Source organism: Streptomyces sp. JHA26 (genome assembly GCF_002005565.1).
GTDB lineage: Bacteria > Actinomycetota > Actinomycetes > Streptomycetales > Streptomycetaceae > Streptomyces.
Window position 1 is genome coordinate 1 of the sequence record NZ_BDJC01000014.1, and the last position, 21897, is coordinate 21897.

Annotated in this window: 21 protein-coding genes, 1 pseudogene and 1 riboswitch; of the genes and pseudogenes, 10 read left to right on the top strand and 12 right to left on the bottom strand. The window is 73.3% G+C overall.

Translation table 11 applies throughout. The annotated features are described in order from the left end of the window. From JHAT_RS34975 to JHAT_RS11305, 3 genes and pseudogenes are all read right to left on the bottom strand, one after another. Positions 1 to 215, bottom strand: a pseudogene (locus JHAT_RS34975) (hypothetical protein); the annotation flags it as partial. 155 nt (positions 216 to 370) lie between these two features. Then, positions 371 to 1873, bottom strand: a complete 1503-nt coding sequence (locus tag JHAT_RS11300; protein ID WP_077797966.1) for an MFS transporter — start codon at positions 1871 to 1873, stop codon at positions 371 to 373. 175 nt (positions 1874 to 2048) lie between these two features. Continuing rightward, positions 2049 to 2549 (bottom strand): hypothetical protein, encoded by a 501-nt coding sequence (locus JHAT_RS11305; protein WP_077797967.1) that lies wholly within the window; start codon positions 2547 to 2549, stop codon positions 2049 to 2051. Positions 2550 to 2607: 58 nt separating this feature from the next. Between JHAT_RS11305 and JHAT_RS11310 the strand changes: the two genes are divergently transcribed. After that, on the top strand, positions 2608 to 3573 hold the full coding sequence (locus JHAT_RS11310) for a bifunctional GNAT family N-acetyltransferase/NUDIX hydrolase (protein WP_077797968.1): 966 nt from the start codon (positions 2608 to 2610) through the stop codon (positions 3571 to 3573). Positions 3574 to 3594: 21 nt separating this feature from the next. On the opposite strand, the gene JHAT_RS11315 is transcribed toward JHAT_RS11310, so the two are convergent. Together JHAT_RS11315 and JHAT_RS11320 are read right to left on the bottom strand one after the other, a co-directional pair. Further along, positions 3595 to 5001, bottom strand: coding sequence for a M1 family metallopeptidase (locus tag JHAT_RS11315; protein ID WP_077797969.1), 1407 nt, complete (start codon positions 4999 to 5001; stop codon positions 3595 to 3597). 216 nt (positions 5002 to 5217) lie between these two features. After that, on the bottom strand, positions 5218 to 5793 hold the full coding sequence (locus JHAT_RS11320; RefSeq protein WP_077797970.1) for a TerD family protein: 576 nt from the start codon (positions 5791 to 5793) through the stop codon (positions 5218 to 5220). A 195-nt stretch (positions 5794 to 5988) separates the two neighbouring features. Here JHAT_RS11320 and arfB point away from each other — a divergent pair, with 195 nt between their 5' ends. Further along, positions 5989 to 6426: an alternative ribosome rescue aminoacyl-tRNA hydrolase ArfB gene (gene arfB / locus JHAT_RS11325; RefSeq protein WP_077798084.1), complete on the top strand. Its 438-nt coding sequence runs from the start codon at positions 5989 to 5991 to the stop codon at positions 6424 to 6426. A gap of 17 nt (positions 6427 to 6443) precedes the next feature. On the opposite strand, the gene JHAT_RS11330 is transcribed toward arfB, so the two are convergent. Together JHAT_RS11330 and JHAT_RS11335 are read right to left on the bottom strand one after the other, a co-directional pair. Beyond that, positions 6444 to 6914 carry a GNAT family N-acetyltransferase gene (locus tag JHAT_RS11330; protein ID WP_077797971.1) on the bottom strand — a complete coding sequence of 157 codons (471 nt, stop codon included), beginning with the start codon at positions 6912 to 6914 and terminating at the stop codon, positions 6444 to 6446. 48 nt (positions 6915 to 6962) lie between these two features. Beyond that, entirely contained in the window at positions 6963 to 7562 is a 600-nt protein-coding gene (locus JHAT_RS11335) for a flavin reductase family protein (RefSeq protein WP_077797972.1), read from the bottom strand. A gap of 326 nt (positions 7563 to 7888) precedes the next feature. On the opposite strand from JHAT_RS11335, the gene cdgB reads away from it, so the two are divergent. Further along, complete coding sequence (gene cdgB / locus JHAT_RS11340; RefSeq protein WP_077797973.1) at positions 7889 to 9550, top strand: diguanylate cyclase CdgB; 1662 nt, start codon at positions 7889 to 7891, stop codon at positions 9548 to 9550. A gap of 119 nt (positions 9551 to 9669) precedes the next feature. Further along, the gene (locus JHAT_RS11345) at positions 9670 to 10644 is read left to right on the top strand and encodes a carbohydrate-binding protein (RefSeq protein ID WP_077797974.1); all 975 of its coding nucleotides are present in this window, start codon (positions 9670 to 9672) and stop codon (positions 10642 to 10644) included. 44 nt (positions 10645 to 10688) lie between these two features. On the opposite strand, the gene JHAT_RS11350 is transcribed toward JHAT_RS11345, so the two are convergent. From JHAT_RS11350 to JHAT_RS11360, 3 genes are all read right to left on the bottom strand, one after another. Continuing rightward, positions 10689 to 11621 (bottom strand): 1-phosphofructokinase family hexose kinase, encoded by a 933-nt coding sequence (locus JHAT_RS11350; RefSeq protein ID WP_077797975.1) that lies wholly within the window; start codon positions 11619 to 11621, stop codon positions 10689 to 10691. 156 nt (positions 11622 to 11777) lie between these two features. Further along, a complete protein-coding gene (gene nagA, locus JHAT_RS11355) occupies positions 11778 to 12923 on the bottom strand; it encodes an N-acetylglucosamine-6-phosphate deacetylase (protein WP_077797976.1) in 1146 nt (381 codons plus the stop codon). Between the two features lie 7 nt (positions 12924 to 12930). Beyond that, a complete protein-coding gene (locus tag JHAT_RS11360; protein ID WP_077797977.1) occupies positions 12931 to 13878 on the bottom strand; it encodes an ROK family protein in 948 nt (315 codons plus the stop codon). Positions 13879 to 13995: 117 nt separating this feature from the next. Here JHAT_RS11360 and JHAT_RS11365 point away from each other — a divergent pair, with 117 nt between their 5' ends. Genes JHAT_RS11365 through otsB form a run of 3 tightly spaced genes read left to right on the top strand, consistent with a single transcriptional unit; the run spans position 13996 to position 16432 of the window. Next, positions 13996 to 15261, top strand: a complete 1266-nt coding sequence (locus JHAT_RS11365; protein WP_077797978.1) for an ABC transporter substrate-binding protein — start codon at positions 13996 to 13998, stop codon at positions 15259 to 15261. Between the two features lie 35 nt (positions 15262 to 15296). Then, positions 15297 to 15521, top strand: a complete 225-nt coding sequence (locus tag JHAT_RS11370) for a DUF3263 domain-containing protein (protein WP_077797979.1) — start codon at positions 15297 to 15299, stop codon at positions 15519 to 15521. A gap of 35 nt (positions 15522 to 15556) precedes the next feature. Then, positions 15557 to 16432 (top strand): trehalose-phosphatase, encoded by an 876-nt coding sequence (gene otsB, locus JHAT_RS11375; RefSeq protein ID WP_077797980.1) that lies wholly within the window; start codon positions 15557 to 15559, stop codon positions 16430 to 16432. Between the two features lie 158 nt (positions 16433 to 16590). Here otsB and JHAT_RS11380 read toward each other — a convergent pair whose 3' ends face one another. Continuing rightward, the gene (locus JHAT_RS11380) at positions 16591 to 17979 is read right to left on the bottom strand and encodes a trehalose-6-phosphate synthase (protein ID WP_077797981.1); all 1389 of its coding nucleotides are present in this window, start codon (positions 17977 to 17979) and stop codon (positions 16591 to 16593) included. Between the two features lie 143 nt (positions 17980 to 18122). Between JHAT_RS11380 and JHAT_RS11385 the strand changes: the two genes are divergently transcribed. After that, a complete protein-coding gene (locus JHAT_RS11385; protein ID WP_077797982.1) occupies positions 18123 to 18833 on the top strand; it encodes a hypothetical protein in 711 nt (236 codons plus the stop codon). A gap of 36 nt (positions 18834 to 18869) precedes the next feature. Here the strand turns inward: JHAT_RS11385 and JHAT_RS11390 are convergent, their stop codons facing one another. After that, on the bottom strand, positions 18870 to 19841 hold the full coding sequence (locus JHAT_RS11390) for a glucosyl-3-phosphoglycerate synthase (RefSeq protein WP_077797983.1): 972 nt from the start codon (positions 19839 to 19841) through the stop codon (positions 18870 to 18872). 141 nt (positions 19842 to 19982) lie between these two features. Continuing rightward, positions 19983 to 20138: riboswitch (SAM riboswitch) on the top strand. A gap of 18 nt (positions 20139 to 20156) precedes the next feature. Between JHAT_RS11390 and thrC the strand changes: the two genes are divergently transcribed. Together thrC and JHAT_RS11400 are read left to right on the top strand one after the other, a co-directional pair. After that, complete coding sequence (gene thrC / locus JHAT_RS11395) at positions 20157 to 21458, top strand: threonine synthase (RefSeq protein WP_171990842.1); 1302 nt, start codon at positions 20157 to 20159, stop codon at positions 21456 to 21458. After that, positions 21455 to 21730 (top strand): MoaD/ThiS family protein, encoded by a 276-nt coding sequence (locus JHAT_RS11400; RefSeq protein WP_055625113.1) that lies wholly within the window; start codon positions 21455 to 21457, stop codon positions 21728 to 21730. The genes thrC and JHAT_RS11400 overlap by 4 nt, the downstream gene beginning before the upstream one ends. Positions 21731 to 21897 lie beyond the last annotated feature (167 nt).

The following is a 21897-nucleotide window of genomic DNA, read 5'->3' on the forward strand; positions in this document are numbered from 1 at the left end:
GCCGGGCCCGGCCGCATCGCCCGGGCGGTCGCCGCGTTGCCGGCGCTCTGCTGGAGGGCGAGCAGGGAGTGCGGTCCGGGGGCGCCGTCCGGACCCCGGCCGGGCGCGCGTCCCGCGCCGGGCGCCGGGGGCGTCCGTCCGCGGGCGCCGCTCCCGCGTTCGTCCGTCTGTCCCTGTCCCTGTCCCTGCCGCTGCCCCTGCCGGTGTCCTCGCACGCGCGTCAGCGTAGGGACGCGGAAGCGGCCGTACGGGGCGCGTGGCCGGGTTCGGGCAGGTCGTCGACGAGTGCTCTTCGGCCGTTCGACCGCCGTTCGACCGAAGGACGCCGGCGGTTCACGCCGCCCGCGGGCGGCGCCCGCTCGGCGGTGCCTCAGCCCACCGGTTCCGGTACGGGTCGGTCGGCCGGGGTGCCGTGTTTGGGGGCCTTGGCCGTGACCATCAGGCCGGCGACGACGCCCGCCAGCAGCATGATGCCCGCGGCCAGCCAGATGGCGACCGTATAGCCGTGGACGACGCCCTCCCTGATGATCTCCTGCCGCCGGGCGGGGTCGGTGAGGTGGGAGGTGATCCAGGAGGCGCTGGTGCTGGTGGCGACGGTGTTGAGCAGCGCCGTGCCGATCGATCCGCCCACCTGCTGCGAGGTGTTGACCGTCGCCGAGGTGACGCCGGAGTCCCGCGGGGCGACGCCGGCGGTGGCGGTGGAGAAGACCGGCATGAAGGTCAGGCCCATGCCGAGGCCCATCAGGATCAGGGAGGGCAGGATCTCCGAGGCGTACTGCGAGTGCACGGTCATCCGGGTGAGGACCACCATGCCGCCGGAGGCGAGGAGCATGCCGGGGGCCATCAGCATGCGCGGGCCCACGTGGCGCAGCAGCCGCGCGGAGATCTGGGTGGAGCCGATGAGGATCGAGGCGGTCATCGGCAGGAACGCCAGGCCGGTCTGCACGGGGGAGTAATCGAGGATGACCTGGAGGTAGTAGGTCATGAACAGGAACATCCCGAACATGCCGATGACGGCCAGCATCATCGTCAGGAAGCAGCCGGCGCGGTTGCGGTCGCGGACGATGTGCAGCGGCAGCAGGGGCACCGGCGCCCGGGTCTGCCACCACACGAAGGCCGTGAGGAGGACGGCGCCCGTGGCGAACAGCGCCAGGACGAACGGGTCGCCCCAGCCGCGCGGCTGCGCCTCGCTGAAGCCGTAGACGAGGGCGACCAGGCCGCCGCAGCCGAGGAGCACGCCGGGGATGTCGAGGCGGACGTCGGTGTGGCCGGGCCGGTCGTGCAGGAGGACCAGGGCGCCGGTCACGGCGGCGACGGCGACGGGGATGTTGACGTACAGGCACCAGCGCCAGTTCAGGTACTCGGTGAGCACGCCGCCGACGATGAAGCCGATGGCGGAGCCGCTGCCGGCCAGCGCGCCGTAGATGCCGAAGGCCTTCCCGCGTTCTTCGGGGTCGGTGAAGGTGGTCGTCAGCAGGGACAGCGCGGAGGGCGCGAGGACGGCGGCGAAGACGCCCTGGAGCGCGCGGGCGCCGAAGAGCATCGCGGGGCCGACGGCGGCGCCGCCGATCGCGGAGGCGCCGGCGAAGCCGATCAGCCCGATGACGAAGGTGCGTTTGCGTCCCACGAGGTCGGCGATGCGTCCGCCGAGCAGCAGCAGACCGCCGAAGGCGAGGGTGTAGGCGGTGATCACCCACTGGCGGTTGCCGTCGGACATGCCCAGGTCGCGCTGCGCGGACGGCAGCGCGATGTTCACGATGGTCGCGTCGAGGACGACCATCAGCTGGGCGAGGGCGATCACCATCAGCCCCCACCAGCGGCGGGGGTCGGCGTCCGCGGGGGCGGTTCCCTCACCTGTCCGGGCGGCACTCATTTGGCCAGAAGACCATGAATCGGGATGTATCGCATCCCTTTCCGGTGGTCCGCGGGGCGTGTCGGCCGTCAGGGCCCCGGAACCGCTCTCCCGGCCGGGCCGAAGGCGTGCGGACGGACGGCGCGCAGGGCGGCCGGCCGGGTGGGGCTCGTGGCCGGGCGTGCGGGGCGGGGGCTCAGGAGACGCGGGGGAAGCGGGTCTGGAGGGTCCAGATCGCCGGGTTCTCCGCCAGGTCCTCGTGCATGTCCGTGAGGTCGGCGATCAGGTCGTGCAAGAAGTCCCGGGCCTCCCGGCGCAGTGCGCCGTGCGAGAAGGACAGCGGCGGTTCGGACGCCGGCAGCCACTCCGCCTCGATGTCGACCCAGCCGAAACGGCGCTCGAACAGCAGGCGGTCGGTGGACTCGGTGAAGTCCAGCTCGGCGTGTTGCGGCCGGGCGGCCCGGGAGCCCGCCGGGTCCCGGTCGATGCGCTCCACGATGTCGCACAGCGCCCACGCGAAGTCCAGCACCGGCACCCATCCCCAGGCCGTGGAGATCTCCTGGTCCTTTCGGGTGTCGGCCAGGTACACGTCCCCGCAGAACAGGTCGTGCCGCAGGGCGTGGACGTCCGCGCGGCGGTAGTCGGTCTGCGGAGGGTCGGGGAATCGGGTGGAGAGGGCGTAGCCGATGTCGAGCACGCAGGTGATGGTGTCATGCCCTCGCCCCCGGGCCACCGTGCCGGGTAGGTTGCCCGGCGTGATCATCACCCCACTCACGCTCGCTCCCGACCACGGCGTCCCGGGCCCGCTCCTCACCGAGCTGACCGCCCTCTACGCCTCCCACCGCGCCTTCCACGCCCTCAGCGGCGACTTCCCCGACCCCGACGACATCCGTCCGGAACAGGTGGCGGCGGCGCTGGCCGAGGAGTCGGCGCTCCCCGGCGCGGAGATCCTGCTCGCCAGGGACGCGGGCCGGCTGGTCGGGATCGCGATCACCCTCGCCCGGCACCCCGACCCGGCCGACCCGGACCCGTGGATCGGCCTGCTGATGGTGGACGCGCACCTGCGCCGGAAGGGCCACGGCAGGCGGCTGGCGTCCCTCGTCGAGGACCGTTTCCGGGCCGCGGGCCACACCGGCCTGCGGCTCGCCGTCCTCGACGGCAACGGCGACGCCCTCGCCTTCTGGGCCGCCCTCGGCTACGAGACCCTCGGTCACCGCCGGGACCTGCGCGCCGGCCGCCCCTGCACGGTGCTGCGCAAGCCGCTGCGCGTCCCGCGCCGCGCCGCACGCGTCGCCGTGCTCGACCCGGACGGCGCGGTCTTCCTGCTGCGGTACGACAACGTCGAGGTCGGCGTGCACTGGGCGATGCCCGGCGGCGGCCTCGACGCGGACGAGAGCCCCCGCGAGGGCGCCCTGCGCGAACTGCGCGAGGAGACCGGCTGGACGGACCTGGAGCCCGGCCCGCTGCTGTGCACGTGGGAGCACGACTTCACCCACCTGGACGTGGGCCCGGTCCGCCAGCACGAGCACATCTACGTCGCCCGCGGCCCCCGGCGCGAGCCCACCGGCCCGCACCTCGCCGCCGCGCACGCCGCGGACGGCATCCTCACCTGGCGGTGGTGGAGCCGCGCGGAACTCGCCGAGGCCCCCGAGGCCCTGTGGCCGCCGGACCTGCCCCGGCTGCTCGACGCGTTCGAGGGGTCCGACGCGGCCGAGCGGTGAGGCGGCGGCCGGCGCCCCGCCTCAGGGGCGTTCCGGCTTCCCGTCCCCGTACAGCCAGTCGTCCCAGATCTCCGTGAAGTCCTCGTCGGGGGCCGACTTCTCCACGAACGCCGTGAAGTCGCCGGTGTCCGCGTTGCCGTGGCGGTGGGCGGCGGCCCAGTCGCGCAGCAGGGCGCGGAAGGCGTCGTCGCCGACCGTCTGCCGGATGCGGTGCAGCACCATCGCGCCGCGCTGGTAGACCGGGCTGTCAGAGAGGTGGGCGGCACCGGACGGCGTGCCGGGCGGGAACGCCCAGACGGCCTCGCTCTCCTCCTCGTCGCCGAAGTAGGTGCCGGCGTAGAGCGCGTCGAAGGTCTCCTGGGCGGTGTCGCCGCCGTGGTCCTCCGTCCACAGCCACTGGGCGTAGGTGGCGAAGCCCTCGTTGAGCCACATGTCGCGCCAGGTCTTCGGCGTGACGGAGTCGCCGTACCACTGGTGGGCCAGCTCGTGGACGAGGGTCCCGGTGTCCGGGGCGCCGGGGAAGTAGGGGCGGGTCTGGGTCTCCAGGGCGTAGCCGGCGTCCTGCGGGCGGTCGACGATCGCGCCGGTGGAGGAGAAGGGGTAGGGGCCGAAGACGTCCTGCTCCCACTTCACGATCTCGGGGATCTGTGCGAGGACCGCGCGGCTCGCGCCGGCCTGCTCCGGGTCGACGGCCGTGTACACCGGCAGGCCGTCCTCGGTGGCCGAGCGGCTGATCCGCCAGTCGCCGACGGCGACCGTGGCGACGTAGCTCGCCATCGGCTCGCCGGTGTGCCAGCGGAACGTGGTACGGCCGCCCTCGGTCGTCTCACCGGTCAACTGCCCGTTGGAGACGGCCCCGTAGTCCTCGGGGACGGTCACCGCGAGGTCGTACGTCGCCTTGTCGGAGGGGTGGTGGTTGCCGGGGAACCAGGCCATCGAGCCGACCGGTTCACCGAGTCCGACCGCGCCGTCCTCGGTGGGCAGCCAGCCCTCCTCGGAGTCGTCCGGGTCGGTCACGGTCTCGGGCTCGCCGGAGTACCGGACCCGCACGCGGAACGTCTCGCCGTCGCCCAGTTCGTCGGGCGGACGGACGGTCAGCTCCTGCCCGGCCCGGTTGAAGCGGGCGTCCCGGCCCCCGACGGTGACCTTCTCGACGTCCAGACCCTCGAGGTCCAGGTTGAAGGCGGACAGGTCCCGGGTGGCGCGTGCCGTGATCGTCGCCGTGCCGGTGAGGCGCCCGGCGTCGGGGTCGTAGTCGAGGACCAGGTCGTAGTGGCCGACGTCGTAGCCGCCGTTGCCCGCCTTCGGGAAGTACGGGTCGCGCACGCCCGAACCGCCGGGGGTGCCGACGACACCGCCACCTCCACCGCTGCACGCCGCGAGAGCGGTGACGGTGGCGGCGGCTACGAGCAGACGGGTGAGGCGCACCCCGTGATCCTATGGGGCGTTTCACGTGGAACGCCCGCCGGAAGCGGCCACCGGCCCCGCGGTGCCCAGGGGGGCGATGTGGGGATCGGGCGCGGGGGCGCGGGGGCCGACGGACGCGTCCGCGGTGGTGAGGGAACGGCGCCTGCCGCCGTGACGCCGAAGGCCCACCGGCGCACGGCCGGGGGGCCTTCGTACGGGAGAACGGGCGGGTGGACGTCAGACGTTCACGCCGAAGTCCTGGGCGATGCCCACCAGGCCCGAGGCGTAGCCCTGGCCGACGGCGCGGAACTTCCACTCGGCGCCGTTGCGGTACAGCTCGCCGAAGACCATGGCGGTCTCGGTGGCCGCGTCCTCGGACAGGTCGTAGCGGGCGATCTCGGCGCCGCCGGCCTGGTTGATGATGCGGATGTAGGCGTTGCGGACCTGGCCGAAGTTCTGCGAGCGGTTCTCCGCGTCGTAGATCGAGACCGGGAAGACGATCTTGTCGATGTCGGCCGGCAGGGCGGCCAGGTTGACGTTGATCGCCTCGTCGTCGCCGGCGCCCTCGCCGGTGCGGTTGTCACCGGTGTGGACGATCGTGTTGTCCGGGGTCTGCTTGTTGTTGAAGAACACGAAGTGGGCGTCGGAGTAGACCTTGCCCTGCGTGTTGACCGCGATCGCGGAGGCGTCGAGGTCGAAGTCGGTGCCGGTGGTGGTACGGACGTCCCAGCCGAGGCCCACGGTGACTTCGGTCAGGCCCGGAGCCTCCTTGGTGAGCGAGACGTTGCCACCCTTGGACAGGCTTACAGCCATTGTTGGGAGTCCCTTCCTTCGTTTACGTACGGCAAGAAAGCTACAGCTACCACCATGAACGACGAGAGGGGTCCACAAGGTTCCGCCCCTCTTTACTTTCTTTACCGAGGCCGGGGCCGAGGACCGGGACCGGGGGCAGGGGCCGGAGACCGGGACCGGATATTCGGGTGACGCGTGCCGCCCGCGGACGGGAACATGGAAGGCATGTCCGGTCCCCATGTCATCCGCGGCTCCGTCTCCCTGCCCGAGGCCGAGCTCGTCTGGCGTTTCTCGCGTTCCTCGGGGCCGGGCGGACAGCACGTCAACACCACGGACACGGCGGTGGAGCTCCGCTTCGACCTGGCGCGGACCGAGGCCCTGCCCGAGGTGTGGAAGCGGCGGGCGCTGGAGCGGCTGGCCGGGCGCCTGTCCGACGGGGTCGTCACCGTCCGCGCCTCCGAGCACCGCTCCCAGTGGCGCAACCGCGAGGCGGCCGCCGTGCGCCTGGCCGCCCTCCTCGCGGAGGCCACCGCACCGCCGCCCAGGCCCCGCAGGCCGACCCGCATCCCGCGCGGCATCAACGAACGCCGGCTGCGGGAGAAGAAGCAGCGCTCGGAGACCAAGCGGGGGCGTTCCGCGCGGGGCTGGGACTGACCGGGAGGGCCCGCGGCTCAGTCCAGCGCCAGCACGCCGACCGTCTCCTCCTCGGCCTTCTCGCCGTTCGGGCGGAAGCCGAGGCGCAGGTAGAAGTCCTCGGGGCCGTGCTCGCCGGGGTGCCAGGTGACGAAGCACTCCGTGCCGCCGCGGCGGCGGATCTCGGCGGCCACCGACTCCACGGCGAAGCGGCCGTAGCCCCGGCCCTGTTCGTCGGCGGCGATGTTCAGGCGCCACAGGCCGGAGCGCAGCGCGCTGCCGTCGTCGTACCAGTCGATGTCGAAGAAGCCCATGAGGAAGCCGACGGGGCGGTCGCCGTCGACGATCAGGCGCGGCCAGGCCTTGCCGGGGTGGACGTAGGCCTCGGCGAGGGACTTCACCACCGGGGTGACGGCGAACTCCTGCTCGGGGCGCACGCGTACGGCGAGGGCGGCCTCGATGTTCGCGGGGGTGATCTCTTCCAGGCGGAGCGCGGTGCCGGTCGTCATGCGCGCACCCTAGGCGGGATCGCGCGTGCCGGGCGAGGGGATTACCGCTCAGCCCAACTGCCGGTACCGCCCCCGGAAGTACGTCAGCGGACCGCCGTCCGCGCTCGCCACCGAGGCGGTCAGGACGCGGCCGATCACCAGGGTGTGGTCCCCGGCCGGCACGCGCTGCTCGGTGCGGCACTCCAGGGTCGCCAGGGCGCCGCCCACCAGCGGTGCCCCCGAGGCCTCGCCCCGTGTGCGGGGGAGGTCCTCGAACAGGAGCCGGTCGCTGACGCGGCCCTTCATCGCGAAGCGCCCCGCGATGTGCCGCTGGTTCTCGGACAGGACGGAGACCGCCCACAGGGGCTGTTCGTCGAGCAGGTCGTCCATGCGGGACCCCTCGCGCAGGCTGACCAGGACGAGCGGCGGGTCCAGGGACACGGACATGAAGGCCGTGGCCGTCATGCCCGCGTCCTCGCCGCGCGGTGCCCCGGGGTCGTCGGGGTCGAGCGGCGGCTCCTGCGCGGTCACCAGGACCACGCCCGAGGCCAGCCGGGACATGGCGGCGCGGAACTCGTCGTTGCTCACCCCCTCAGGATGCCCGGAGACCGGTGACGGCAACGGGGACGCGGGGGGCGCGGGGGACGTGAGCGGGGGAGTGTTCGACACTCCGCCACGCTAGTCGCCGGGCCTCCGGCGCGGCATCGGCCCCCGGTCCGAACCGGGGCCCGGGACCGGCCTAGGTCCCGGGGCGGAGGGCCCCCGGAGGAGTCGTGCGCATACCTACAAACTTTGCGTTCGGTAAACGCACGCGGAAAACACAGAATCACCACGCAATTGTTCATCTTTGGTTGTGACTTGAGTCACAAGAGACAGTAATTGTTGACCCTGTGTACCGAGTGAGCAGCGCGCTGTGATTCAGTGGCGGGAGTTGGTAGGACGATACGCCGAAGAGAACCCTTGATTCGCTGCGAGGTCTCGGGGGGAGGGCGAGCATGGAGACCGAGTCGGAGCCCTACGTCCGTCTTGCGTCCCTGCGGCAGCTGCACCAGGTCATGGCCGAGGTGAACAAGGCCCGCAGCCTGGCCGACACCCTGCAGGCCGTCGCGGACGGCGTCGTCCAGGCCCTCGGGTACGAGCTGGCGTGCGTCAACCTGGTCCGCCCCGACGGCGACCTCGTCGTCGCGGCCTTCTCCGGCAACCAGGCCGCCGAGGCGCTGATCACCGGCCGGGTCGGTTCCCGCGAGTCCTGGGACCGCCGCCTGGCCATGGGCGAGCAGTGGGGCGACCTGATCTTCATACCCCACACCGAGGGCTGGATCCTCGACGACGACGACGTCCCGCAGTGGTACACCGACGGACCCGCGCCCCGCTTCGAGGACGAGTGGCACCCCTCGGACCGGCTCTTCGCCCCCATGTACGCGCCCGGCCCGCAGCGCGGGGACGCCAGCGGCGAACTGATCGGCGTCCTGTCCGTGGACCGCCCGCGCAACGGCCGCCGGCCCGGCGCCTGGGGCCGCGAAGCCCTGCAGATGTACGCCTTCCAGGCCGCCATCGCCATCAGCAACGCCCGCCTGCGCTCCAACATGCAGCGCGCCCTGGTCCGCCTCGAACGCGACCAGCAGGCCCTCAGGGCGAGCGAGGAGAGCTTCCGGCAGGCCTTCGAGTACGCCCCCTCCGGCATGGCCATCGCCGAGATGGGCGGCGACCAGCACGGCCGCATCCTGCGCACCAACGACGCCCTGTGCCGCCTGCTGGGCCGCCCCGCCTCCGCGATGCGCCGCTACGCCTTCTCCGACCTCGTCCACCCCGAGGACATCGGCACCCTGCTGCGCACCTCCGCCGAGGGCGGCCGGGCCGAGCTGCGCCTGGGCCGCCGCGACGGCACCTACGTCTGGGTCTCCCTGCGCAACAGCGTCGTCGCCGACGCCGCCGACGGGCCCCGCTTCCTGCTCACCCACGTCGAGGACATAGAGGAGCGCAAGCGCCGCGAGCTCCAGCTCGCCCACCGCGCCTCCCACGACTCCCTCACCGGCCTGCCGAACTCCGCCGAGCTGCGCGCCCGGCTCGCCGCCCGGCTGTGCCGGCGCCCGCAGTCCCCGCACGCGGCGGCGGCCGACGTGATGGACGCGGCCTACGGGCACCCCGTCACCGACTCCGGGGGCCACACCTTCGACTTCAGCTCCGGCACCGATCCCTACGGGGCCTTCGACCACCACGTGCACACCGTCGCCCCCGGCGACGGACCGGACGACGGCGCCAAGGGACTCGCGGTCCTCTTCTGCGACCTGGACGGCTTCAAGTCGATCAACGACCGGTTCGGGCACAACGCGGGCGACGCCGTCCTCATCGAGGTCGCCCGCCGGCTCGGCGGCGGGGTGCGCGACGGCGACACGGTGGCCCGGCTCGGCGGCGACGAGTTCGTGATCCTCGCCGACGGCCTCGGCCGGGCCGACGCCCAGGACCTCGCCGTGCGGCTGCGCAACGAGATCGTCCAGCCGATCCGCGCCGAGGGACGGGCCGTCCGCGTCGGCGCCAGCTTCGGCATCGGATGGGCCCACTGCGGCATGACGGCGGACGAGGTCCTGAAGTCCGCCGACGAGCGGATGTACGTAGAGAAACGATCTCGTCCCAAACAGCACCGCCGTGCGGGATGAGCCCCAGGTCAGCGCGTTGAGCCCGACCGAGTCACCCGTTCGGGTCAGTGGGAGCAGGTAGGCTCGCCCTCTCACCACCTGTACCGCAAACGCACCGCACCTGGTTAGGAGACCTAGGGATGACGCCCGGCGACAACGGCGCGAGCACGCCCGAGGACGACGACCCGTTCGGCTACCTGTACGCCGACGGGCAGGCCAACGGAGCCCAGCCGCCGTCCGGTGGCTACGGCTACCCGAACTCCGTCAACCGCGTGCGTCCCGTCGGCACCCGGCAGTACGGGGCGCAGCAGGCCCCGACCGCCGCCTACGGCCAGGCGGCCCCGCAGCAGCAGGGCGCCTTCGGTCCGCAGCAGGGCGCCTACGGCAGGCCGAACGCGCACTACGCCGCCCCGGAGACGCTCCCCGGCGGCGGCGCCCCCACCGCCCCGCAGCAGCCCCGCGGCGCCGGTGGCGGCGGACGCCGCGGGCCCAACACCAAGGGCCTGCTGATCGGCGCGGTCGCGGTGGTCGCCGCGGTCGTCATCGGCATCGCCGTGGCGATGACCAGCAGCGACGCGGACGACGACAAGGGCGGCAACGAGGCGGGCGGCAGCCCCTCCCCCACCCAGACCCAGAGCACCGACCCGAGCCCGACGGCGAGCAGCAGCGCCGACGAGGAGGTGAAGCTGCCGTCGGCCCAGGCGGGCGAGCTGCAGCTGTCGCCCGGCGTGGCCACGGCCTCGGACGTCCAGGGCGCCGAGTCGGACGGCGGCGCCTACGTGACCGGCCTCGACCAGCCCGGCGCCTCGGTCACCTGGACCGTCAACGGCATCCCCGAGGACGGCGTCTACACCCTCTTCGCCCGCTTCAGCGCGGCCGGCGAGGACCAGTCGATGACGCTCACGGTCAACGGCAAGCCGTTCGGCAGCAAGATGAACCTGGGCAACTTCGCGCACGCCGCGAGCGGCGACTTCGCCAAGGGCTGGACCAAGACCTACGCCTGGCCCACGCTCAACAAGGGCACGAACACGATCTCGCTGTCCTGCGGGGACGGCGACAAGTGCAACATCCTGCTGGACCGGCTCTCCCTGAAGAAGGGCCAGGTCAAGGACTAGCGGCTCACGCCCCCTGAAGAAGGGCCGGGTCAAGGACCAGCGGCTCACGCCGCGTCGGCCTCCGCCGTCACCGCGACCCCCCGGCCGAGCAGCTCCTCGTACGCCGCCCGGTCGAACTCGCCCGCCACCGGCGACAGCACCGTCGCCGCCGACAGGGCCACCGCGCGGGTCAGGCGGTCCGGCCAGGGCAGGTGCTCCACCAGGCCCGACAGCAGGCCCGCGACCGCGGAGTCGCCCGCGCCGGTCGGGTTGCCGGGGACGCGCGCGGGCGGGGCCGCCCGCCACCTGCCCTCGGGGGTCACCGCGAGCAGGCCGTCGGCGCCCAGGGAGGCCACCACGGACCGGGCGCCGCGGCGCCGGGCGGCCTGGGTGGCCCGCAGCGGCTCGTGCGAACCGGTCAGTTCGGCCAGTTCGCCGGCGTTCGGCTTGATCATGTCCGGGCGGGCGGCGACGCCCCGGCGCAGCGGCTCCCCGCTGGTGTCCAGCAGCACCGGCACGCCCGCCGCGCGCGCGGTGCGCACCAGCCCGGCGTAGGCGCCCACCGGTACGCCCGGCGGCAGGCTGCCGCACAGGGCGACCGCCGAGGCGCCGGCGAGCAGGTCCTCGTAGACCTCCTGGAAGGCGTGCCACTCGGCGGGGGTGACGGCCGGGCCCGGCTCGTTGAGCTGGGTGGTGTCGCCGGTGCGCTCGTCGACGACGGCGACGGTGCGGCGGGTCGCCCCGGTGACCGGCACGAGCGCGTCGGTGATCCCCCGCACACCGGTCAGCCCGTCCCGTACGACGCGTCCGGTGGTGCCGCCCGCGAAGCCGGTCACGGTGGCCTCGTGTCCGAGGGCCGCGAGCACCCGGGCCACGTTCAGCCCCTTGCCGCCCGGGCGTTCCGTCACGTCGGTGACCCGGTGGGAGGTGTGGGGCCGCAGGTCCCGGACGCGGTAGGTGATGTCCAGAGCGGTGTTCAGCGTGACCGTGAGTATCACCCGTGTCGACCTCCCCCGATGGTCCGTGTCCGCCCTGTGCGCCGAAGACGTTGTCCGGAGTCACGATCATGCCAAACGGACGGCCGTCGGCCCAGTCCCCGGTGCGGTCGCGGCCGACGACCCGGAGGCGGACCCGGGGACGGACCCGGGGACGGATCAGCCCAGGTGGGGACCGACCACCCATTCACCCCGGCGCATCACGCCCACCAGGTCGAACCCGGCGTCGAGGACCACCAGGTCGGCGTCCTTGCCGGGCTCCAGCGAACCGATCCGGTCGTCGAGGCCGAGCAGCCGCGCCGGGTTGGCGGAGATCGCGGCGACGACGTCCTCGACGGGCAGCCCGTCCACCGTCACCGCCCGCTTGAAGGCGCGGTCCAGGGTGAGCGTGGAGCCGGCGATCGAGCCGCCCTCCACCAGCCGGGCCACGCCGTCGGCGACCTCGACCTCCATCGGGCCGAGCATGTAGCGGCCGTCGCCGAAGCCTGCGGCGTCCATCGCGTCGGTGATGAAGGCGACCCGGGACGCGCCCGCGTGGTGGAAGGCCAGCTGGAGCGCGGCCGGGTGCAGGTGGGTGCCGTCGTTGATCAGCTCGACGGTGATCCGCTCGTCCTCCAGCAGGGCGGTGATGGGACCCGGGGCGCGGTGACCGACCGGGGGCATCGCGTTGAACAGGTGCGTGGCGACGGTGGCGCCCGCGTCGATCGCCTGCACCGTCTGCTCGTACGTCGCGTCGGTGTGCCCGACGGCCGCGATCACGCCGTGCTCGGTGAGCAGCCGCACGGAGTCCAGGCCGCCCGGCAGCTCGGTGGCCAGCGTCATCATCCTCGCGTGGCCGTGCGCGGCGTCGATCAGCTTGCGGACCTCGGCCGGGTCGGGGTCGCGCAGCAGCTCCTCGTCGTGCGCGCCCTTGCGGCACGGGGAGATGAACGGCCCCTCGAAGTGGATGCCGGCGATGTCGCCCTGCTGGGCCAGCTCGGCGAGCATCCCGGCGTGCCGGGCGAGGAAGTCCAGGTCGCCGGTGACGGCGGAGGCGACCACCGTGGTGGTGCCGTGCAGGCGGTGGGTGTGGACGCCCCTGAGGACGTCCTCGGCGGTGCCGCCGGCGAAGGAGGCGCCGCCGCCGCCGTGGTTGTGCAGGTCGACGAAGCCGGGGACCACCCAGTGGCCGGCGAGGTCGAGCACCTCCGCGTCCGGGGGCGCCGTGTCCGCGATCCGCGTGCCGTCGACGATCACGCGGCCGCCGTCCACGGTGCCGGTGGGCAGTACCACCCGGGCACCGGCGAGAACCTTGCTTGGGGCCATCAGGTGGTTACCTCCGGGGAGTCGCGGTCGTGTCAGGGGTGTCGAGCAGGTCCCAGGCCAGCAGGCCGGCACCGAGGCAGCCGGCGGTGTCCCCCAGGGCCGCGGGGACGATCTCCGGCGGCTTCTGGAAGGTGACGCGCCGCCGGACGGCGTCCCGCAGCGGTGTGAACAAGGTTTCCCCGGCCTCCGCGAGACCGCCACCGATGATCAGGACGCGCGGGTCCAGCAGGGTGAGCGCGGTGACCAGGCCGTCGGCGAGCGCGTCCACGGCGTCCTGCCACACGCGGGCCGCGCGGGCGTCGCCCGACTCGACGGCCTCGGCACAGTCGGCGGCGTCCGCCTCCGGGTCGCCGCACGCCTCGGCCCAGGCCTGGCTGACGGCCGACGCGGACGCGTACCGCTCCAGGCAGCCGCGCTGCCCGCACGGGCACGGGGTGCCGCCGGGGCGCACGACGACGTGGCCGATCTCGCCCGCGAAGCCGTGGGCGCCCGCCTCCACCCGGCCGTCGATGCCGATGGCGCCCGCGATGCCGGTGCCCAGCGGCACGAACAGGAACCGGTCGGCGCCCCGCCCGGCCCCGACGCGGCCCTCGGCGAGCCCGCCGGTGCGCACGTCGTGGCCGAGGGCGACCGGGATGCCGCCGAGCCGCTCGCCGAGCAGCGCGCGCAGGGGCACGTCGCGCCAGCCGAGGTTGGCGGCGTACACGGCGGTGCCGCGCTCCTCGTCGAGGATGCCGGGCACGGCGACACCGGCCGCGACGGCGCCCTCGCCGAACCGTTCGGCGCCCAGGGCGCGCAGTTCGGCGGCGAAGTCCAGGATCCCCGCGACGACGGCCTCGGGGCCGCGGTCGCGTCCGGTGGCGCGGCGGGCCCGGTGCAGCAGCTCGCCCCCCGGCCCCGCCAGAGCGGCCTTCATCCCGGTGCCGCCCACATCGAGGGCGATGACGTGTCTCACGGGGACAGTGTGGCCCGTACACCCGGGAGAGGTCTAGTCCATTGGGGTGGTGTAGACCTTAGTCCGGTAAGCGGACGAACGAACCGGTGAACACGGAAGCAGGGGCGGGACAGGAACGTGCGGCGGCGCAGGACAGGAACGATCGCGGCGGTGGCGGCCCTCGGGCTGACGGCGGTCCTCGGCGGCTGCGGGATCACCGGCGGCTCCGACGAGGTGACGCTGAAGCTGGTCGCCGCCGACTACGGCGACAGCAAGGACAACGGCTCCCAGGAGTACTGGGACGAGCTGGCCAAGTCCTTCGAGGCCAAGCACCCCGACGTGCACGTGGACGTCACCGTCTACTCCTGGAACGACGTCGACCGCAAGGTCCGCGAGATGGTCGAGGCCGGCGAGGCCCCCGACATGGCGCAGATCGGCGCCTACGCCGACTACGCGGCCGAGGACCTGCTCTACCGGGCCGACGACGTGCTCTCCATCCCCGTCCAGGCCGACTTCGTCTCCCAGCTGGCCACCGCCGGTCAGGTGCACGGCGTCCAGTACGGCCTGCCGTTCGCCGCCTCCACGCGGGTGCTCTTCTACAACAAGACCCTCTTCGCCAAGGCCGGCGTCACCCCGCCCAGGACCTGGGACGACCTCGCCGAGGCGGCCGAGGCGCTCAAGGACGAGGGCGTGAAGTACCCGTACGCGCTGCCGCTGGGCCCCGAGGAGGCGCCGGCCGAGACCATGCAGTGGATGCTGAGCGGCGGGGGCGGCTACACCGACGACGTCGGCACCTACTCCGTCGACTCCCCCCAGAACGTCACCACCTTCACCTGGCTCAGGGACGAACTGGTCGGCAAGGGACTCACCGGCCCCGTCGCCCCCGGCAAGCTCAACCGCGCCGCCGCCTTCGCCGCCTTCGCGAACGGCGAGGTCGGCATGCTCAACGGGCACCCGACGCTGATGAAAGCGGCCTCCGCCAAGGGCGTGAAGTTCGGCATGGTGCCCACCCCCGGCGCCGACGGCGAGAGCAAGAACACGCTCGGCGTCACCGACTGGATGACGGCCTTCAAGAAGAACGGCCACCAGGAGGAGATCGGCGACTTCCTCGACTTCGTCTACAGCGACGAGAACGTCCTCGACTTCTCCCGCCGGTACGACCTGCTGCCGGTCACCACCTCCGCGTCCGAGGTGATGAGCACGGCGGCCGAGGACAAGGACCTACGGCCCTTCCTGGACGAGCTGCTGCTCTCCGAGCTCTACCCGGTCGGCAAGACGTCCTGGGCGGCGGTCAGCGCGGACGTGAAGAAGCGCATCGGCCAGGCGGTCGCCCCCGGCGGCAGCCCCGCCGAGGTGCTCAGCCAGATCCAGGCGACGGCGAACCTGTCCGACAGCGCCGAGTAGCGCCGCTGTCGGTGGCGGGCGTTACGGTGCCCTACATGGACCTCGGAGCAAGGGAGCGCGGCATCCTCGCGCTGGAGCGCCGCGGCTTCGCGGGCCCCGGCGCGAAGGAACGCGCGATCCGCGAGGAACTGGGCCTGGCGCCCGTCCGCTACTACCAGCTCCTCAACGCCCTCCTGGACGACCCGCGCGCCCTGGCCCTCGACCCGGTGACGGTCAACCGGCTGCGCCGGGTGCGGGAGTCGCGGCGCGGCGAACGCTGAGGTTGGTTCCCGCGCCCGCGGGATAGGTTCGCCGTATGGGCAGCCACAAGGAATCCACCCCCGACTCCCGGGCCACCGCGGACCACCTGCCGACACCCGCGACCGAGGCCGGCCGCGAGGGGCTCGACGCCCTCCTCGCGCGCCCCGGCCGTGCGGTGATCGCGCTCGACTTCGACGGCACGCTCGCCCCGATCGTGCCGGACCCCGACCGGGCCCGCGCCCACCCGGACGCGGTGCCCGCGCTCGCGGCCCTCGCCCCGAAGGTCGCCTCCGTCGCGGTGATCACCGGCCGTCCGGCCGAGGTCGCCGTCCACCACGGAGGCTTCGCGGACGTCCCCGGCCTGGACCACCTCGTCGTCCTCGGCCACTACGGCGCCGAGCGCTGGGACGCCGCCACCGGCACCGTCACCGCCCCGCCGCCCCACCCGGGGGTGGCCGCCGTCCGGGCCGAGCTGCCGGGGCTGCTGGACGCCACCGGTGCCGGGCAGGGCACCTGGATCGAGGAGAAGGGCCGGGCGGTCGCGGTGCACACCCGCCGCGCGGCCGATCCGCAGGCCGCGTTCGAGGCCCTGCGGGCGCCCCTGGCCGACCTGGCGGCCCGTCACGGGCTCGTCGTCGAACCGGGGCGCATGGTGCTGGAGCTGCGGCCGCCCGGCATGGACAAGGGGGTCGCGCTGCGGGAGTACGCACGGGAGACGGGCGCCGGATCGGTCCTGTTCGCCGGGGACGACCTCGGCGACCTGCCGGCCTTCGCGGCGGTCACCGCCCTGCGCGCCGAGGGCACCCCCGGCCTCCTGGTGTGCAGCGGCAGCGACGAGGTGACGGAACTGAGGCGACGCGCGGACCTGGAGGTGGACGGCCCGGCCGGAGTGGTGGCCCTCCTGGGCGCCCTCGCGGACCGCCTGGCCTGAGAGACGGCGCCACGGGGGCGGCCGCCGCCCGTCACGGCCCCGCCCCGCCGCCCCGCCGACACGGGCGGGACGGCCGGGGCCCGGGCCGCACGCCCTCCGGGGACGTGCGGCCCGCCCGGCGCGGCCCCGACCGCGGAGGACGGCACCGGTGACCCCGGTCAGCCCCGCAACGCCTCCAGCTGGTCCAGGAACCAGCGGGCCGGGGGCAGGGCCGTCCCCGCCGCGGCCAGCCGCTTCGACCGTTCCGCCCGCTCCCCGGGCGGGACGGACAGCGCCTCGTGCAGCGCCCGTGCCGTTCCGGCGATGTCGTACGGGTTCACCACCACCGCGTCGTCGCCCAGCTCCTCGTACGCACCCGCCTCCCGCGACAGCACCAGCACGCACCCGCCGTCGGAGACGACCGGCACCTCCTTCGCCACCAGGTTCATCCCGTCCCGGATGGGGTTGACCAGCGCCACGTCCGCCAGCCGGTACGCCGCCAGGGACCGCGCGAAGTCGTCCTTCACGTGCAGCACGACCGGCGTCCACCCGGGCGTGGCGAACTCCGCGTTGATCTCCTCGGCGACCCGCTGCACCTCGGCCGTGTAGTCCCGGTACACGGCGAGGTCCTGCCGCGACGGGTAGGCGAAGGCGACGTGCACGACCCGCTCCCGCCACTCGGGCCGGTCGGCGAGCAGCTGCCGGTACGCCAGCAGGCCCCGCACGATGTTCTTGGACAGCTCGGTCCGGTCCACCCGGACGATGGTCCGGCGCCCCTCGCCGATCTCCTCGCGCAGCGCCGCCATCCGTTCGTCCACGTCGGCCTCGTGCGACCGCTTCCGCAGGAAGTCCGCGTCCGCGCCCAGCCCGTGCACGCCGATCTCGGTGCCCCCGGTCCCGCCCACCAGCGCGTCGCAGCAGGCGGTGAACGCGTCGGCCCACCGGCGGGTGAGGAACCCGAGCCGGTCGGCGCCGAGCATCCCGCGCAGCACCCGCTCGGCGATGTCGTCCGGCAGCATCCGGAAGTAGTCCACCGGCGCCCACGGCGTGTGCGAGAAGTGGCCGATCCTGAGGTCGGGCCGCAGCTCGCGCAGCATCCCCGGCACCAGCGTCAGGTGGTAGTCCTGCACGATCGCGACCGCGCCCTCGGCGGCCTCCTCGGCCAGCGCCTCGGCGAAGGCCCGGTTGTACGCCTCGTAGGACGCCCACTGCCGCCGGAACTCCGCGTCGAAGACGGGCTCCAGGGGCGTCTGGTACAGCATGTGGTGCACGAACCACAGCACCGAGTTGGCGATCCCGTTGTACGCGTCCGCGTGCACGTCGGCCGGCACGTCCAGCATCCGCACGCCGTCCTCGCCGACCCCGCGCCGCACCGCCTCGCGGTCGCCGTCGCCCAGGGCGGAGCAGACCCACAACGCGCCCGCGTCCGGCCCGATGGCCGACAGTCCGGAGACCAGCCCGCCGCCGCCCCGTCTGGCGTGCAGCGAACCGTCCTCCCGCACCTCGTACGAGACGGGCCCCCGGTTGGAGGCGACCAGGACCTGAGCAGCACCGAAGGTTGAAGCCATACGCCTCAACCTAGCCCGGCCCCGAAATCCTCAAACGTGCCCGCACGGCACCCGGACGGTGATGTGGTCACACCACTTGTGTGAAAGATGTGAACATCCGAGGATGTGCGTGCACATTTCAACCATGAGGGGGGTGGGCGCACATGCCCATACGCACGCGCAGGAACAGACTCGCCGGTGCCGCGGCGCTGGTCGCGGCCTCCGCGCTGGCACTGGCCGGCTGCGGCGACTCGAGCGCGGACACGAAGGCGGACGAGCGGCCGGCCGCGGCCACCGCGGCGCCGAGCAGCAGCAGCCCCGCACCCGAGGCGCCCCCCACCCCGACCCCGACCTCGACCCCGTCCCCCACGCCCACCCCGACCGCCGTCACGCTGGCGGACTTCACCGGCCGCAGCGTCGGGTCGGCCGTCATCGCGGCGAAGAAGGCCGGCCTCGACCTCACCGTCCGGCTCCAGGGCACCGGGCGGCAGGCCTCCTCCTGGGGCACGGGCGAGAAGGTCTGCGAGCAGAGCGGCGGACCGGGCACCGTGACGTTCACCGTCGCCCGCGACGGCCACGACTGCGCCGGGCGCCCGCTGTACACCCCGAAGCCGACCCCGACCCCCGAACCGGCGAGGACGCGGGACGCGGGCGGTTCCGGCGGGGGCACCGGCACGGGCGGCACGGGCGATACGGGCAGCACGGGCACCGGCGCCTGCGAACTCACCAGCCCGGCGGGCAACTGCTACGCCGACGGCCAGTTCTGCGCCAAGAAGCACCGCGGACTGAGCACCCACGGCCGCGGCGGCGAGTACCTGACCTGCTCGCAGGACTCCGGCGGCCGCTGGCGCTGGTCGGACGGCGCCGCCGGCTGACGCGGTCGGATCCGTCCCGGAGCGGTCCCGGAGGGGTCACGCCACCTTCCGGGCCGCGTACTCCGCGATCTGCGCCATCGGCGGCCGTTCCTCGGTGTCCACCGCGTAGGTGCGCGGCTCGAAACCGTCCGCGCCCCGCTCGAACTGGGTCAGGGACGGCCGGACCAGGTGGCCGCGGGCCAGCCGGAGCTGGGCGGTGCGGTAGATCGCGGCGGACATCCGGCCCAGGGCCTGCCCGTCCTGGTGCCGGTGTTTGCGGACGCCGACGTCGACCTGGGCGAGGGCGTCCAGGCCCACCAGGTGCAGGGAGTCGACCAGCATGCCCAGTTCCACCCCGTAGCCGACGGGGAAGGGGAGCTGTTCGAGGAGCGAGCGGCGGGCCGCGTACTCGCCGCCGAGCGGCTGGACGAAGCCGGCCAGCAGCGGCCAGTGCATGTTGAGCAGCGGCCGGGCCATGAGTTCCGTGACCCGCCCGCCCTGGCCGGCCCCCGCCGCCCCGGCGGTGCCCGCGCCGGACGGCGTGAGCGGGCGGTCGTACATGGCCTTGACGAGGTGGACCTCCGGGTCGGTGAGCAGCGGGCCCACGATGCCGGAGACGAAGTCGGCGGAGAACTCGCGCAGGTCGGCGTCGACGAAGCAGACGATGTCCCCGCCGGTGACCAGCAGCGAGCGCCACAGCACCTCGCCCTTGCCGGGCACGGCCGGGATGCGGGGGAGTATCCCGTCGCGGTGGACGACGCGCGCCCCCGCCGCCGCGGCCACCGCCGCCGTGCGGTCGGTCGAACCGGAGTCCACGACCACGAGCTCGTCGACGAGCGGGACCCGCCGCATCAGCTCGCGGCGGATCACCGCGACGATGTCGCCGACGGTCGCCTCCTCGTCGAGCGCGGGCAGCACCACGCTGACCGACTGACCCGTGGCGCGCTTGGCGGCCATGATCTGGGGAAGCGTGCGGTCTGCCACGGACCAGGAGCGTGCGCCCAGCCAGCGCTCGACTTCTTCCAGCACGGTCGGTGGGCTCCTTCGTGATCCATCTCGCGTTACGGACGACTGTCTCGACCGTCGGGGGCTTCGGTTACAGTCTTGAACAACGCGGAGGACCGGCGCATGCCGGGGTCGCCGCGTGACATGCGAAAAACAACCACATACCGCTCATCCAGAGGGGCAGAGGGACACGGCCCGATGAAGCCCCGGCAACCCTCCAGTCGGTTCTCGTGGATCACCGTCGATCACAGCGCGAGGCTCCCGGCTAGGGAAGGTGCCAAATCCGTCTCACGGCGAGATGCGTCGTGAGGAAGATGAGGAGAAAGGGCCTCGCCTCACATGGCTGTGCAGACCGTCGCAAGCACCACCGACACCACCGCTTCCTCCGCCTCCTCCGTGGACCTGGGTCCCGCCGCGGCGCTCTCCTGCCGCGAATGCGGTCACCGCGTGCCCCTCGGCCCGGTCTTCGCCTGCGAGGAGTGTTTCGGCCCGCTGGAGATCGCCTACGACTTCTCGGCCCACGACACCGAGGAACTGCGCAGGCGCATCGAAGCGGGCCCCGCGAACATCTGGCGCTACGCGCCCCTGCTGCCCGTCCCGGCCGACGTCGCGACCAAGCCGAACATGAACCCGGGCTGGACCAAGCTCGTCAAGGCCGACAACCTGGCCCGCGAGCTCGGCGTCACCGGCGGTCTGTACGTCAAGGACGACTCCGGCAACCCGACGCACTCCTTCAAGGACCGCGTCGTCGCCCAGGCCCTGGAGGCCGCCCGCGCCTTCGGCTTCACGACCCTGTCCTGCTCCTCCACCGGCAACCTCGCCGGTGCCGTCGGCGCCGCCGCCGCCCGGGCCGGCTTCCGCTCCTGCGTGTTCATCCCGCACGACCTGGAGCAGGGCAAGGTCGTCATGGCCGCCGTCTACGGCGGTGAACTGGTCGGCATCGAGGGCAACTACGACGACGTGAACCGCTTCTGCTCCGAGCTGATCGGCGACCCGGCCGGCGAGGGCTGGGGCTTCGTCAACGTCAACCTGCGGCCCTACTACGCCGAGGGTTCCAAGACCCTCGCGTACGAGATCTGCGAGCAGCTCGGCTGGCGGCTGCCCGACCAGCTCGTCGTGCCGATCGCGTCCGGCTCCCAGCTGACGAAGATCGACAAGGGGCTGAAGGAGCTGATCGAGCTCGGTCTGGTCGAGGACAGGCCGTACAAGATCTTCGGCGCGCAGGCCGAGGGCTGCTCGCCGGTGTCCACCGCCTACAAGGCCGGCCACGACGTGGTCCGCCCGCAGAAGCCGAACACCATCGCGAAGTCGCTGGCCATCGGCAACCCGGCCGACGGCCCCTACGTCCTCGACATCGCCCGCCGCACCGGCGGCGCGGTGGAGGACGTGACCGACGAGCAGGTCGTCGACGCGATCAAGCTGCTGGCCCGCACCGAGGGGATCTTCGCGGAGACCGCCGGCGGCGTGACGGTCGGCGTCACGAAGAAGCTGATCGAGAGCGGCGTCCTGGACCCGTCGCTCACCACGGTCGTCCTCAACACCGGTGACGGCCTCAAGACCCTCGACGCGGTGGCCGGCACCGGCCTGACCGCGACGATCCGCCCCAACCTGGACTCCTTCCGAGAGGCTGGCCTCGCATGAGCGTGACCGTTCGCATCCCCACCATCCTGCGCACCTACACCGGCGGGCAGGCCGAGGTCGCCGCCGAGGGCGCCACCCTCGCCGAGGTCATCTCCGACCTGGAGAAGAACCACACCGGCATCGCCGCCCGCGTCCTGGACGACCAGGGCAAGCTGCGCCGCTTCGTCAACGTCTACGTCAACGACGACGACGTCCGCTTCGAGCAGGGCCTCGAGACGGCGACGCCGGACGGTGCCGGCGTGTCCATCATCCCGGCGGTCGCCGGCGGCTGACCCGCCCACCGCGGTCGCCTTCGGTCACCGGTGTCACGCAGGGTTCAGGGAATTGCCCTCTCCGCAAAAGAAGCGGAGGGGGCAATTCCATGTGATTGAGCGCGGTAGAGTTGGGGAACGCGCCGACGCCCTTCGAGCCGGCGCCCCGGAATTCCCGCCGCAGGCCG

Excerpts from the sequence above, each read along its gene's own strand:
- JHAT_RS11300 (WP_077797966.1), bottom strand. The coding sequence starts at position 1,873 with ATGAGTGCCGCCCGGACAGGTGAGGGAACCGCCCCCGCGGACGCCGAC.
- JHAT_RS11320 (WP_077797970.1), bottom strand. The coding sequence starts at position 5,793 with ATGGCTGTAAGCCTGTCCAAGGGTGGCAACGTCTCGCTCACCAAGGAG.
- arfB (WP_077798084.1), top strand. The coding sequence starts at position 5,989 with ATGGAAGGCATGTCCGGTCCCCATGTCATCCGCGGCTCCGTCTCCCTG.
- JHAT_RS11330 (WP_077797971.1), bottom strand. The coding sequence starts at position 6,914 with ATGACGACCGGCACCGCGCTCCGCCTGGAAGAGATCACCCCCGCGAAC.
- cdgB (WP_077797973.1), top strand. The coding sequence starts at position 7,889 with ATGGAGACCGAGTCGGAGCCCTACGTCCGTCTTGCGTCCCTGCGGCAG.
- JHAT_RS11345 (WP_077797974.1), top strand. The coding sequence starts at position 9,670 with ATGACGCCCGGCGACAACGGCGCGAGCACGCCCGAGGACGACGACCCG.
- nagA (WP_077797976.1), bottom strand. The coding sequence starts at position 12,923 with ATGGCCCCAAGCAAGGTTCTCGCCGGTGCCCGGGTGGTACTGCCCACC.
- JHAT_RS11370 (WP_077797979.1), top strand. The coding sequence starts at position 15,297 with ATGGACCTCGGAGCAAGGGAGCGCGGCATCCTCGCGCTGGAGCGCCGC.
- otsB (WP_077797980.1), top strand. The coding sequence starts at position 15,557 with ATGGGCAGCCACAAGGAATCCACCCCCGACTCCCGGGCCACCGCGGAC.
- JHAT_RS11380 (WP_077797981.1), bottom strand. The coding sequence starts at position 17,979 with ATGGCTTCAACCTTCGGTGCTGCTCAGGTCCTGGTCGCCTCCAACCGG.
- JHAT_RS11385 (WP_077797982.1), top strand. The coding sequence starts at position 18,123 with ATGCCCATACGCACGCGCAGGAACAGACTCGCCGGTGCCGCGGCGCTG.
- thrC (WP_171990842.1), top strand. The coding sequence starts at position 20,157 with ATGGCTGTGCAGACCGTCGCAAGCACCACCGACACCACCGCTTCCTCC.
- JHAT_RS11400 (WP_055625113.1), top strand. The coding sequence starts at position 21,455 with ATGAGCGTGACCGTTCGCATCCCCACCATCCTGCGCACCTACACCGGC.